4 protein-coding genes are annotated in these 13,566 nt (G+C 74.2%); all 4 read left to right on the plus strand.

What is annotated here, in order from left to right; all coding sequences use genetic code 11:
• Positions 1-132: 132 nt before the first annotated feature.
• The 4 genes from OG361_RS35670 (at position 133) to OG361_RS35685 (ending at position 13,559) form a co-directional block, all read left to right on the plus strand.
• Positions 133-9,696 (plus strand): amino acid adenylation domain-containing protein, encoded by a 9,564-nt coding sequence (locus tag OG361_RS35670; RefSeq protein ID WP_405860259.1) that lies wholly within the window; start codon positions 133-135, stop codon positions 9,694-9,696.
• On the plus strand, positions 9,693-10,490 hold the full coding sequence (locus OG361_RS35675; protein ID WP_405860261.1) for a thioesterase II family protein: 798 nt from the start codon (positions 9,693-9,695) through the stop codon (positions 10,488-10,490). Before OG361_RS35670 ends, OG361_RS35675 begins: the two co-directional genes overlap by 4 nt.
• Before the next feature lie 154 nt (positions 10,491-10,644).
• Positions 10,645-11,685, plus strand: coding sequence for a TauD/TfdA family dioxygenase (locus OG361_RS35680; protein ID WP_405860263.1), 1,041 nt, complete (start codon positions 10,645-10,647; stop codon positions 11,683-11,685).
• 8 nt (positions 11,686-11,693) lie between these two features.
• Positions 11,694-13,559 carry a non-ribosomal peptide synthetase gene (locus OG361_RS35685; protein ID WP_405860265.1) on the plus strand — a complete coding sequence of 622 codons (1,866 nt, stop codon included), beginning with the start codon at positions 11,694-11,696 and terminating at the stop codon, positions 13,557-13,559.
• The last annotated feature ends 7 nt before the right edge of the window (positions 13,560-13,566 follow it).

A 13,566-nucleotide genomic window follows, 5' to 3' on the forward strand; every position in this document is an offset into this window, starting at 1 on the left:
GGCCCGCGCACGGGTTGTATGGCCACTGCCCGGCCGCCGAACGAGGCGGCCGACCGCACAGCGTCCCCGCCGTTCCCACCGTTTCCGGCCGTCGACCCGGCCACCGACCCCGGTCACTCACCAGGAGCCCCCATGCCGTTCGACAAGCCCGTCGCCTCCGCACCGGCCGCCGTCCGGTTGCCGCTCTCGGTCGCCCAGCGGGACATCTGGACGGCCCACCTCCTCGACCCCACCGGCATCAAGTACAACGTCGGCGAATGCCGGGAGATCCAGGGGCCGGTCGACCCGGAGCTGATGGCGGCCGCCTGGCGGCGTCTGGTCGACGAGGCAGACTTCCTCAGGGTGCAGGGCTTCGAGGACGACGGCGAGCAGGTCTGGCAGCTCCTCGACGCCGACGCCGGGGAACGCACGCTGGCCTTCACCGACCTCAGCGGGGCCGTCGACCCCGAGGGCGCGGCCTGGGACCTGATCGACGCGCTGATCGGCACGCCCTTCGACCTCACCGGCGAGGCCCCGGTCAGGTGCGTGCTGATCAAGCTCGCGGAGGATCGTTTCTTCTACTTCTACGGCTTCCACCACCTGGTCGTCGACGGCGTCGGCGTCTCCATGGCCCTGGCCCGGCTGGTCGAGCTGTACGAGCGGGCCGTCGCGGGCGAGCCGTGGGGCGACACCCCGTTCGGCACCCTCGCCGAACTGCTTGCCGAGGACGCCGCCTACCGCGCCTCCGAGGACGCCGCCGCCGACCGGGCCGCCTGGCGCGCCCACTTGGCCGATGCCCCCGACGCGCCCGCCGGCCTCGTCCGGGGCCGCGACCGGGCACCGTCCGCACACGGCGGACTGCCCTTCGCCCGCCGCAGCGTCCCCGTCTCCCCGGCCGACGCCGAACGCCTGCGCACCGTCGCCCGCGCCGCCCGCGTCTCCTGGTCCGTGCTGCTCGTGGCGCTCTTCGCCGCCTACCTCCAGCGCGTCACCGGCCGCCAGGAGCTGATGATCGCCCTGCCCGTCACCGGCCGCACCACCCGCGCCGCCCGCAGCACCCCCGGCATGATGTCGAACGTCGTGCCGCTGCGCCTCCGGGTCCGCCCGGAGGACCGCCTCGCCGACCTGGTGCGCACGGTGTCCGCCGAGGTGAAGCACGGCCTGCGCCACCAGCGGACCCGGTACGAGGACCTCAGCCGCGAGGCCGGTGTCATCGACGGCACCCGCCGCCTTGCCACGCCGGTCCTCAACATCATGGGCTTCCACGCCGAACTGACCGTCGGCGGCCACCCGACCGTCAACCACAACGTCAGCAACGGCCCCGTCGACGACCTCAGCGTCGCCGTCCTCGACCTCGGCCCCGCCCACGGCCTCCGCATCGACTTCGACACCCCGGTCCAGGAGGTCGACCCCGCCCTGGTCACCGCCCACCAGGACCGCTTCACCGCCTTCGTCACCCGGTTCCTGGCGGAGAACGCGGAGAACGCGGACGCGCACCGGAGCGCCACCGTGGCCGACCTCGCGCTCCTCGACGACGACGAGCGCGCGCTCCTCACCGGCGCCTGGGCCGGACCCGTCGCACAGCCGGTGGAGACCACGCTCGTCGCCCGCTTCGAGGAGCAGGTACGGCTCCACGCCGACCGCCCCGCCCTGATCGACGCCGCCGGCGCCGTCACGTACGCCGAACTCAACTCCTCCGCCAACCACCTCGCCCGCGAGCTGCGCGACGGCGGCCTCGGGCGCGGCGCCATGGCCGGCATCCTGCTGGAGCGCGGCATCCCCTTCGCCACCGCCCTCCTCGCCGTCCTCAAGACCGGCGCGGGCCACGTCCTCCTCGACCCCGACTTCCCCGAGGAGCGGCTCCGCTCGGCCGCTGGCGACGCGGGGATCACCCACCTCGTCACCACCCCGGCCCTCGCCGCCCGCGCCGACGGCCCCTGGACCGTCACCCACGCCCGACGACGCCCCGGGCCGGACACCGTCGCCGACGACCTCGGCGTACCGATCAGCCCCGACGACCCCGCCTGCCTCATGTTCACCTCGGGCTCGACCGGCCGCCCCAAGGCCATCCTGTCGTCGCACCGGAACCTCGTCGCCACCCTCATCGGCCAGCCCTACCTCCCCACCGGCCCCGACGAGGTCTACCTCCAGTGCTCGCCGGTCTCCTGGGACGCCTTCAGCCTGGAATTCTGGGGCCCGCTCCTGCACGGCGGCTCCGCCGTCCTCCAGCCCGGCCAGAAGCCCGAACCGACCCTCGTCACCGAGCTGTCCCGCCGCCACGGCGTCACCACGCTCCTGCTCTCCGCGACGCTCTTCAACTTCCTCGTCGACGAGCACCCCGAGGCGTTCGAGACCGTCACCACCGCCTTCACCGTCGGCGAGGCCGCCTCCCCGGCCCACGTCCACAAGCTCCAGCGGCTCAAGCCCGGCATCACCGTCCTGAACGGCTACGGCCCCGCCGAGGTCATGATCTTCGCCACGACCCACACGGTCGAGCCCGGCGAGCACCCGCACCCGGCGATCCCCGTCGGCACCCCCCTCGTCAACAAGCCCGCCTACGTCCTCGACGCCCGCCTCGACCTCTGCCCGCCGGGCGTCACGGGCGAGCTGTACGTCGCGGGCGACGGCCTCGCCCACGGTTACCTCGGCCGCCCCGACCTCACCGCCGCCCGCTTCGTCCCGGACCCGATCGGCACCACCCCCGGCGGCCGGCTCTACCGCACGGGCGACCTCGCCCGCTTCGACGCCACCGGACGGATCGTCTACGAGGGCCGGGCCGACGACCAGATCAAGATCCGGGGCTTCCGCATCGAGCCCGGCGAGACCGAGGCCGTCCTCCTCTCCCACCCGCGGGTCACCCAGGCCGTCGTCACCGTCCACGAACATCGCCTGGCCGCCTACCTCGTGACCGACGGCGAGGACGCCCCCGACCCGGAGGACATCCGCGGGCACGTCGCCGAGCGGCTCCCCGAACACCTCGTCCCCACCCACGTCACCGTCCTCGACCGTCTCCCCGTCACCCCCAACGGCAAGATCGACAAGCGCGCCCTGCCCGCTCCCGCCGCCCTCCTGACCGCCCGCCGCGCCCCGCGCAACCAGACCGAGGAGGTCCTCGCCGCCCTCTACGGGCTGACCCTCGACATGGACCCGGACACGATCGGGATCGACGACAGCTTCTTCCACCACGGCGGCCACTCCCTGCTGGCGGCCCGTCTGACGAACCGCGTCGCGGAGGCCCTGGGCGTGCGGCTCACGATCCAGGACGTCTTCGGGCGGCCGACGCCGGCCGGGCTGGCGGAGCTGATCGCGGAGCGCGGAGGTGAGGCCCCGGGCACCGCTGCTCTTCCGGTGCTGGTGCCGGGGGAGGGTGACGGGGAGTTGGTCCCGGCGTCGTACGCGCAGCGGCGGTTGTGGTTGCTGGCGCAGTTGGACGGCGGGAGCGCGGCCTACAACGTGCCGACGGTGGTGCGTTTCGACGGTGCCGGTCTCGATGTCGGCGTGCTGGAGGCGGCGTTGAACGACGTGGTGGAGCGGCATGCTCCGCTGCGGACGGTGTTCGAGGCGGTGGACGGGGAGCCGTTCCAGCGGGTCCTGGCCCCGGAGCGGGCGCGGCTCGCGGTCGAGCGGCGGTATGTGGATGCCGACGGTCTGGACGTCGGGCTCGCCGAGGCGGCCGGGCGGGTCTTCGACCTGGCGTCGGAGGTCCCCGTCCGGGCCACGCTCTTCCGGCTCGACGACGACTCGGCGGTGCTGGCGCTGGTGCTGCACCACGTCGCGACGGACGGTCTGTCGACCGGGGTGTTCTTCGCCGATCTGGAGCGGGCTTACGCGGCCCGTGCGGCGGGCGAGGGGTCGGTCCTTGAGCCGCTCGCGGTCCGGTACGCCGACTACGCGGCCTGGCAGCGCCGCGTCCTCGGCTCGGCCGAGGAGCCCGAGAGCCTCCTCGGCCGCGAACTGGACTTCTGGCGGCAGAACCTGGCCGGCCTCCCCGAGGGGCACGGGCTCACGCTCGACCGCACCCGGCCGGTACGTGCCTCGCACCGGGGCGGCCAGGTCGAACTCGACCTGGGCGCCGACCTCTTCCAGCGGGCGAAGCTGCTCGCCAAGGAGGAGGGCTGCACGCCCTTCATGGTGGTGCACGCGGCGCTGGTGGCGGCCCTGTCCCGGCTGGGGGCGGGTGCGGACCTGGCGATCGGTTCGCCGGTCGCGGGCCGGAGCGACGAGGTGCTGAACGGTCTGGTCGGGTTCTTCGTGAACACGCTGGTGCTGCGCACGGACAGCTCGGGCGACCCGACCTTCCGCGAGCTCCTCGGCCGCGTCTGTACGGCCGACCTGGACGCCTTCGCCCACCAGGAGGCCCCCTTCGACCTGGTCCTCGAGGCCCTCAACTCGACCCGGACCCTGTCCCGGCACCCTCTCTTCCAGATCTGCCTGACCCTGGAGAGCGGTGCCGACGCCGCCAAGCCGCTCGCGCTCCCCGGAGTCGCGCCGGCGCCCATGGAGAAGATCACCAGCGGCTCCGCCAAGTTCGACCTGGAGTTCTTCCTCCGTTCCGACGACGAGCACGGCCTGCGCGCCACCGTCCTCTTCGCCGCCGACCTCTTCGACGAGGAGTCGGTCCGGCGCATGGCATCGGTCCTCGGACAGGTCCTCCGCCACGCCCTCGCCGAGCCCGGAGCCCCCCTCTCCGCCCTGGAGGTCCTGGCGCCCGAGGAGCGGGAGCTGTTGACCGGCCCGTGGGCCGGGGCCAAGGTCCCCGGAGTGGCGGAGGGTTCGCTGGTCGGACGCTTCGAGGCGCAGGCGGCGCGGGTTCCCGAGCGTACGGCGCTGGTCGACGGTGAGCGGAGGATCTCGTACGCCGAACTCAACGTCTCCGCCAACCGCCTGGCCCGTCACCTGGCCGAACAGGGCCTGGGACGCGGTGACATGGCGGGCGTACTGCTCGACCGGGGCGCCGACTTCGCGGTCGCGGTCCTCGCGGTCACGAAGACCGGCGCCGGGTACACCCTCCTCGACCCGGAGTTCCCGGACGAGCGGCTGCGCGCCGCCGCCGTCGACGCGGGCATCGGCCTGCTCGTCACGGACGGCGGCCACGCCGCCGCCGGGCGGGTGGACGGGCCGTGGGAGACCGTCGTCTGCGCACCCGACGAGCCGGCCGACCTCCCGGGAGAGAACCTGGGCACGGCGCCGACCGGCGACGACGTGGCCTGCGTGATGTTCACGTCGGGGTCGACGGGCCGGCCGAAGGGGATCCTGTCGTCGCACCGGAATCTGGTGTCGACGGTGAGTGGTCAGTCGTACGGGCGGTTCGGTGAGGGGGAGGTGTTCCTGCAGTGCTCGCCGGTGTCGTGGGACGCGTTCAGTCTGGAGTTCTGGGGTGCGCTGCTGCACGGCGGGACGACGGTGCTCCAGCGGGGGCAGCGTCCGGAGCCGGTGCTGATCGACGAGTTGTCGCGCCGTCACGGGGTGACGATGCTCCAGCTGTCGGCGAGCCTGTTCAACTTCCTGGTCGACGAGCACCCCGGCGCCTTCGACACCGTCACCGTCGCCTACACCGGCGGTGAGGCCGCCTCCCCGGCCCATGTGCGCAAGCTCCAGCGGCTCAAGCCCGGCATCGAGGTCGTCAACGGCTACGGCCCGGCCGAGTCGATGGGCTTCACCACCACGCACGCGCTCGATGACGGGGACGCTGAGGAGACGGCCGTCCCGATCGGAACACCCCTGGTCAACAAGGGTGCCTACGTCCTGGACCCGTACCTGAACCTCTGCCCGCCCGGCGTGACCGGCGAGCTGTACCTGACCGGTGACGGCCTGGCCCACGGTTACCTCGGCCGGCCCGACCTGACCGCCACCCGCTTCGTCCCCGACCCGTTCGGCCGCACCGGGACCCGCCTGTACCGCACCGGCGACCTGGCGCGCTTCGACCGCGAGGGGCGGCTGGTGTACGAGGGCCGCGTCGACGACCAGATCAAGATCCGGGGCTTCCGGGTCGAGCCGGGGGAGACCGAGGCCGCGCTCCTCGCCCACCCGCAGGTCACCCAGGCGGTGGTGACGGTTCATCAGGAGCGGCTCGCCGCGTACCTGGTGGTGGAGGGCGAGGCCGTCGCGCCGGAGGACCTCCGTCGCCACGTCGCCGACCGGCTGCCGGAGCACCTCGTGCCCAGTCATGTGACCGTGCTCGACCGGCTGCCGCTGACCCCCAACGGAAAGATCGACAAGCGGGCGCTGCCCGCCCCGGCCGCGCTCTCCAGCGGCGGGCGCGCACCCCGCACCCCCCTGGAAGAGACCGTCCTCGACCTCTTCACCCGCGCCCTCGGCACCGACACCGCCCTGACCATCGACGACGACTTCTTCCACCACGGCGGCCACTCCCTCCTCGCCGCCCGTCTGACGAACCGCGTCGCCGAGGCCCTGGGTGTCCGGCTGACCATCCGCGACGTCTTCGGGCGGCCGACGCCGGCCGGGCTGGCGGAACTGATCGCGGAGAGCGGCGGCGGGGCGACCGGTTCGGGTCTCCTCCCGGCGCTGGTGCCGGGGGAGGGTGACGGGGAGTTGGTCCCGGCGTCGTACGCGCAGCGGCGGTTGTGGTTGCTGGCGCAGTTGGACGGCGGGAGCGCGGCCTACAACGTGCCGACGGTGGTGCGTTTCGACGGTGCCGGTCTCGATGTCGGCGTGCTGGAGGCGGCGTTGAACGACGTGGTGGAGCGGCATGCTCCGCTGCGGACGGTGTTCGAGGCGGTGGACGGGGAGCCGTTCCAGCGGGTCCTGGCCCCGGAGCGGGCGCGGCTCGCGGTCGAGCGGCGGCGTGTGGATGCCGACGGTCTGGACGCCGGGCTCGCCGAGGCGGCCGGGCGGGTCTTCGACCTGGCGTCGGAGGTCCCCGTCCGGGCCACGCTCTTCCGGCTCGACGACGACTCGGCGGTGCTGGCGCTGGTGCTGCACCACGTCGCGACGGACGGTCTGTCGACCGGGGTGTTCTTCGCCGATCTGGAGCGGGCTTACGCGGCCCGTGCGGCGGGCGAGGGATCGGTGCTTGAGCCGCTGACGGTGCGGTACGCCGACTACGCGGCCTGGCAGCGCCGCGTCCTGGGCCCGGCCGAGGAGCCCGAGAGCCTCCTCGGCCGCGAACTGGACTTCTGGCGGCAGAACCTGGCCGGCCTCCCCGAGGACCACGGGCTCACGCTCGACCACCCGCGTCCGCTCACCGCCTCCCACCGGGGCGGGGAGATCGCGCTCGACCTCGGGCCGCGTGCCTTCGAGGGGATCACCGCCCTGGCCCGGGAGGAGGGCTGCACGCCCTTCATGGTGGTGCACGCGGCGCTGGTGGCGGCCCTGTCCCGGCTGGGGGCGGGTGCGGACCTGGCGATCGGTTCGCCGGTGGCGGGCCGGAGCGACGAGGTGCTGAACGGTCTGGTCGGGTTCTTCGTGAACACGCTGGTGCTGCGCACGGACAGCTCGGGCGACCCGAGCTTCCGCGAGCTCCTGGACCGTGTCCGTACGGCCGATCTCGACGCCTTCGCCCACCAGGAGGCCCCCTTCGACCTGGTCCTCGAGGCCCTCAACCCGACCCGGACCCTGTCCCGGCACCCCCTCTTCCAGATCTGCCTCGGACTCGACCTCGGCGCCGTGCCCGAGCTGGACCTCCCCGGCGTCACCGCCGCCGTCTCCGGAGCGGGCAACGGCTCCGCCAAGTTCGACCTGGAGTTCCTGCTCCGCTCCGACGACCGGCGCGGGCTGCACGGCGCGGTGCTCTACGCCGCCGACCTGTTCGACGCCGACACGGTACGGCGCATGGGCGCCGTCCTCGGCCGCGTACTGGAGCAGGTCCTCGCCGACCCGGGCCGCCGGCTCTCCGCCCTGGAGGTCCTGGCCCCGGAGGAGCGGGAGCTGCTGACCGGCTCCTGGGCCGGGGCCAAGGTGCCCGGTGCGGGGGAGGGTTCGCTGGTCGGGCGGTTCGAGGCGCAGGTGGCGCGGGTTCCGGAGCGTACGGCGCTGGTGGACGGCGAGTCGAGGATCTCGTACGCCGAACTCAACGTCTCCGCCAACCGCCTGGCCCGTCACCTGGCCGAACAGGGCCTGGGACGCGGTGACATGGCGGGCGTGCTGCTCGACCGGGGCGCCGACTTCGCGGTCGCGGTCCTCGCGGTCACCAAGACCGGCGCGGCCTACACCCTCCTCGACCCCGACTTCCCCGACGAGCGGCTCCGCTCGGCCGCGGCCGACGCGGCCATCGGCCACCTCGTCACCTCCCCGGCCCTGGCCGGGCGGGTCTCCGGCCCCTGGACCGTCACCCACGCCGCCGACCTCCCGGCCGACGCGCCCGCCGACGACCTGGGCGTCCCGCTCGGCCCAGACGACCCCGCGTGCCTCATGTTCACGTCGGGGTCGACGGGCCGGCCGAAGGGGATCCTGTCGTCGCACCGGAATCTGGTGTCGACGGTGAGTGGTCAGTCGTACGGGCGGTTCGGTGAGGGGGAGGTGTTCCTGCAGTGCTCGCCGGTGTCGTGGGACGCGTTCAGTCTGGAGTTCTGGGGTGCGCTGCTGCACGGCGGGACGACGGTGCTCCAGCGGGGGCAGCGTCCGGAGCCGGTGCTGATCGACGAGTTGTCGCGCCGTCACGGGGTGACGATGCTCCAGCTGTCGGCGAGCCTGTTCAACTTCCTGGTCGACGAGCACCCCGGCGCCTTCGACACCGTCACCGTCGCCTACACCGGCGGCGAGGCCGCCTCCCCGGCCCACGTCCACAAGCTGCACCTGCTGCGGCCCGGCATCGAGATCGCCAACGGCTACGGCCCCGCCGAGTCCATGGGCTTCACCACCACCCACCTCATCCGGCCCGCCGACCAGCCCCACACCCTCGTCCCCATCGGCGTCCCGCTCTTCAACAAGGGCGCCTACGTCCTGGACCCCTCCCTCAACCTCTGCCCGCCCGGCGTGACCGGCGAGCTGTACCTCACGGGTGACGGCCTCGCCCACGGATACCTCGGCCGGCCCGACCTGACCGCCACCCGCTTCGTCCCCGACCCCTACGGCCCGCCCGGGACCCGCCTCTACCGCACCGGCGACCTCGTCCGCTTCGACCGGGACGGACGGCTGGTGTACGAGGGCCGGGCCGACGACCAGATCAAGATCCGGGGCTTCCGGGTCGAGCCGGGGGAGACCGAGGCCGCGCTCCTCTCCCACCCGCAGGTCACCCAGGCGGTGGTGACGGTTCATCAGGAGCGGCTCGCCGCGTACCTGGTGGTGGAGGGCGAGGCCGTCGCGCCGGAGGACCTCCGTCGCCACGTCGCCGACCGGCTGCCCGAGCACCTCGTGCCCAGCCATGTGACCGTGCTCGACCGGCTGCCGCTGACCCCCAACGGAAAGATCGACAAGCGGGCGCTGCCCGCCCCGGCCGCGCTCTCCAGCGGCGGACGCGCACCCCGGAACCCCCTCGAAGAGACCGTCCTCGACCTCTTCACCCGCGCCCTCGGCACCGACACCGCCCTGACCATCGACGACGACTTCTTCCACCACGGCGGCCACTCCCTCCTCGGGGCCCGCCTCACCAACCACATCGCCGGAGCTCTCGACGTGCGGCTCACCGTCCGCGACGTCTTCCAGCACCCCACCCCGGCCCGGCTCGCCGCGCACATCGACTCCCTCAGGACCGCTCCGGCCCGGAAGGCGCGCCCCGCCCTCCGCCGCCGGACCGAAACGGATCGGATCAGCTCATGAGCACCCACTCCACCCCCGCCTTCACCCCCGCGCCCGAGGACGTCGTCTGGGACCTGCCCGGCGACGCCCCGCACCGCCTGTCTCTGCTGGTGCTGCCGCACGCCGGCGGCAACGCCCACGCCTACAGCGTCTGGCGCGAGCACCTCCCGGCCGACGTCCGGCTGCTCGTCGGCCAGTACCCGGGCCGCGGCGCCCGCTACTGCGAGGACCTGCCCGGCTCCGTCGACGACCTCGCCCTCCCCGTCGTGGACGCCCTCCCCGGCGACACCGGCCCGCTGGTCGTCCTCGGGCACAGCATGGGCTCGCTCGTCGCCTTCGAGGTGGTCCGGGCGCTCCAGGCCGCCGGCCGCACCCCGCTCGGCCTCGTCGCCTCCGCCTGCCGGGCGCCCGTCCTGCCCAACCAGGCCCCCGTCCACCCCGAGCGGCTCGACGACGACGAGCTGGTCGCCTCCATCAAGGAGCGCGGCGGCACCGACGACGGCATCCTCGACGACCCGGAGCTCCGCGAGATCGTCCTGCCGTCCATCCGCGCCGACTTCGCCATCGACGACGCCTACCGGTGCACCGCCCCCGACGTGCGGCTCGACTGCCCGGTGGCCGTCTTCGGCGGCGACGTCGACCCGATCGTGCCGGTCGACCTGCTCGACGGCTGGGCGCTCGTCGCCGGGAACGACGTCGCCCCCGAGGTGCTGCCCGGCGACCACTTCTACTTCCAGCAGGACCTGGCCGGCTTCTTCGCCCGCCTCAACCCGGTCCTGAAGTCCCTCCAGGGCGCGCCCGCCACCGCCGCCTGACCCGGCGCCGCCGGTCCGTACCCGCCCGCCCCGTACGCCCGTGCCCCGTACGCCCGTGCCCCGCACCGCCCGTACGTCCGCACCGCCCGTACGTCTCCGCCACCGCCCGTACGTCCGCACCCACCCGTACCCCGTGAAGCAGAGGAACCCCGCCATGACCACCTTCGCCCCGAACCCGGCCACCGCCGAGGACGGCATCACCGTCGTCCGTGAGCCCGGCAAGCCCGTCCTCGTCCAGGTCCCCCGCCACGAGACGATGGCCGAGGCCACCGCCTGGCTCACCGCCCGGCGCGCCGACATCCAGGCCGAGCTGCACCGCTCCGGTGCCGTCATGCTCCGCGGCCTCCCCGTCACCGACGCGGTGAGTTTCGCCGAGGCCCGTGACGCGTTGATCGCCACCCGCGCCGGATACAAGGAGAAGGCCACCCCGCGCACCGACTTCGGCGAGGGCGTCTTCTCCTCCACCGATCTGCCGGCCATCCAGCCGATCCGCCTCCACAACGAGAACAGCTACACCCTGGACTTCCCGGGCGTCCTGCTCTTCGGCTGCGTCACCGCCCCCGAGACGGGCGGCGCCACCACCGTCGGTGACATGCGGCGCGCCCTCGCGCTCCTCCCGGAGGAGCTCGTCGCCCGCTTCGCCGAGGCCGGCTGGCTCCTCGTCCGCAACTACTCCGACCTCGCGGGCATGCCCTGGCGCAAGGCCTTCTCCTCGGAGGAGCCGGCCGGTGCCGAGGAGTACTGCGACGAGCACGCCATCGGCTACGAGTGGCTCGACGAGGACACCCTGCGCACCCGCCAGCTCCGCTCCGCCGTCATCACCCACCCGGTGACCGGCGAGCGCGCATGGTTCAACCACTTCGCCTTCTGGAACGCCCGCAGCCTTGACGAGGACGTCCGCGAGGTCCTCACCGAGACCTTCGGCGCCGATGGCCTCCCCTTCGACACCCGCCTCGGCGACGGCACCACCCTCACCGACGCCGAGGTCGACGCCATCAACGACGCCTACCAGGCCGTCACCGTCCGCGAGACCTGGCAGGACGGTGACCTGATGCTCGTCGACAACATCCTCTGCGCGCACGGCCGCGAGGCGTACACCGGCGCCCGCAAGATCCTCGTCGCCATGGGCGAGCCGGTGCCGCTCGCCGACTGCGCCCCGACCGTCGCCCCCTCCGCCACCCCGTACGGAATGTGAGCCCCGCCATGACCGCCGTCCTCACCGAGCCCGCCACCCTCGCCGCGCCCTCCGCCGCCGTGACGCCCGCCCCGGCCGTCGGACCCGCCGACTGCTCCTGCGCCGCCTGCGCCACGGGCACCGGCCACGCCGACCTCCTCGCCCGGCTCGCCACCGCCCCCGGCGGCCGTACGGCGGTGGTCGCCGCCGACCGCAGCCTCACCTTCGACGAGCTGCGCGCCGAGGCCGCCGCCGTCGCCGCCCGCCTCACCGCCCTCGGCGCCGGACCCGAGAGCGTCGTCGCGCTCTGCCTGCCGCGCGGCGCCGGGCTCGTCACCGCCCTCATCGGCACGCTCACCGCCGGCGCCGCCTACCTGCCGGTCGACCCGGCGCTCCCGGCCGACCGCCGCCGCTACCTCCTGGAGGACTCCGGGGCCGACCTGGTGGTCCTCGACGCCCCGGGTGAGTCCCCGGCGCGGGGCGCCCGCTCCGTCACCCTCGCCGAGCTGACGGCGACCCCCGACGCCGACGCCCCCTACCGCCCGGCGCCCGTGACCGCCGGCACCCTCGCCTACGTCATCTACACCTCCGGCTCCACCGGCCGCCCCAAGGGCGTCGAGATCGGCCGGGGCGCCGCCTCGCTGCTCCTGGCCGAGCTGGAGGGCGTCGGCGCCGCCACCGGCGAGGCCCGCCGCGTCGGCTGGAACGCCTCCCCGTCCTTCGACGCCTCCGTGCAGCAGTGGGTACGGCTCTGCCGGGGCGACACCCTCGTCATGATCGACGAGGAGACCCGCCGCGACCCGTCCCTCCTGGCCGCCTTCATCGACGCGCAGGGCCTCACCGACCTCGACATCACCCCCTCCCACGCCGACCCGCTGCTCGACCTGCTCACCCCCGACGGCGGCCCCCGTCCGCTGACCCTGCTCGTCGGCGGCGAGGCCATCAGCCCGGCCCTGTGGGACCGCCTGGCCGCCGCCCACGCCTCCGGCCTGCTGCGCGCCCTCAACGTGTACGGCCCGACCGAGACCACCGTCGACGCCACCGCCGGCTGGATCGACCGGCCCGGCGAGCCGCACATCGGCACCGTCCTGCCCGGCCTGCGGACGCGCCTCCTCGACGAGAGGCTGACCCCGGTCGCCCCCGGCGAGGCGGGCGAGCTGTACCTCGCCGGACCGCGCGTGGCCCGCGGCTACCGCAACCGGCCCGTCCTCACGGCCGAGCGCTTCCTCGCCGACTCCGGCGACGGCGGCGGCCGCATGTACCGCACCGGCGACCGCTGCCGCCTCCTCCCGGACGGCCGGCTCGTCTACCTCGGCCGCGCCGACGGCCAGATCAAGCTGCGCGGCCACCGCATCGAACTCCCCGAGATCGAGGCGGCCCTCACCCGCCAGGACGGCGTCGCCGAAGCCGCCGTCGTCCTCGGCGAGGACGCCTCGGGCAGCCCGGCCCTGATCGCCTACCACCGGGGCGGCGACCCCGAGGCCCTCCGCACCGGCCTCGCGGCCACCCTCCCCGCGTACATGCTGCCCGCGGCCCTCGTCCCGGTGGAGCGCTTCGCCACCACCCCCAGCGGCAAGCTCGACCGCTCCGTCCTGCCGACCCGCGTCGAGGTGACCGCCGCCGCCCCGGAGGACACCGCCCCGGGCACGGGCCTGGAAGGCCGCGCCGAGGAGCTCATCGGCCGCGTGTGGAAGCAGGTCCTCGGCGCCGCCTCCATCGGCCCCGACGACAACTTCTTCAAGCTCGGCGGCCACTCCCTGCTCGCCATCAAGCTGGTCTCCCGGGTCCGCGCCGAACTCTCCGTCGCCCTGCCGGTCAAGGCCGTCTACGCCAACCCCCGGCTGCGGGACCTCGCCGCCCACATCGAGGAACTGACGGCCGCGCGGGACGCCTGATCGCCGG

This window comes from Streptomyces sp. NBC_00090 (genome assembly GCF_045160815.1).
In the GTDB taxonomy this organism is placed as follows: Bacteria; Actinomycetota; Actinomycetes; order Streptomycetales; family Streptomycetaceae; genus Streptomyces.

Coding starts and splice junctions, on each gene's coding strand:
- OG361_RS35680 (WP_405860263.1), top strand. CDS start 10,645: ATGACCACCTTCGCCCCGAACCCGGCCACCGCCGAGGACGGCATCACC.
- OG361_RS35675 (WP_405860261.1), top strand. CDS start 9,693: ATGAGCACCCACTCCACCCCCGCCTTCACCCCCGCGCCCGAGGACGTC.
- OG361_RS35685 (WP_405860265.1), top strand. CDS start 11,694: ATGACCGCCGTCCTCACCGAGCCCGCCACCCTCGCCGCGCCCTCCGCC.
- OG361_RS35670 (WP_405860259.1), top strand. CDS start 133: ATGCCGTTCGACAAGCCCGTCGCCTCCGCACCGGCCGCCGTCCGGTTG.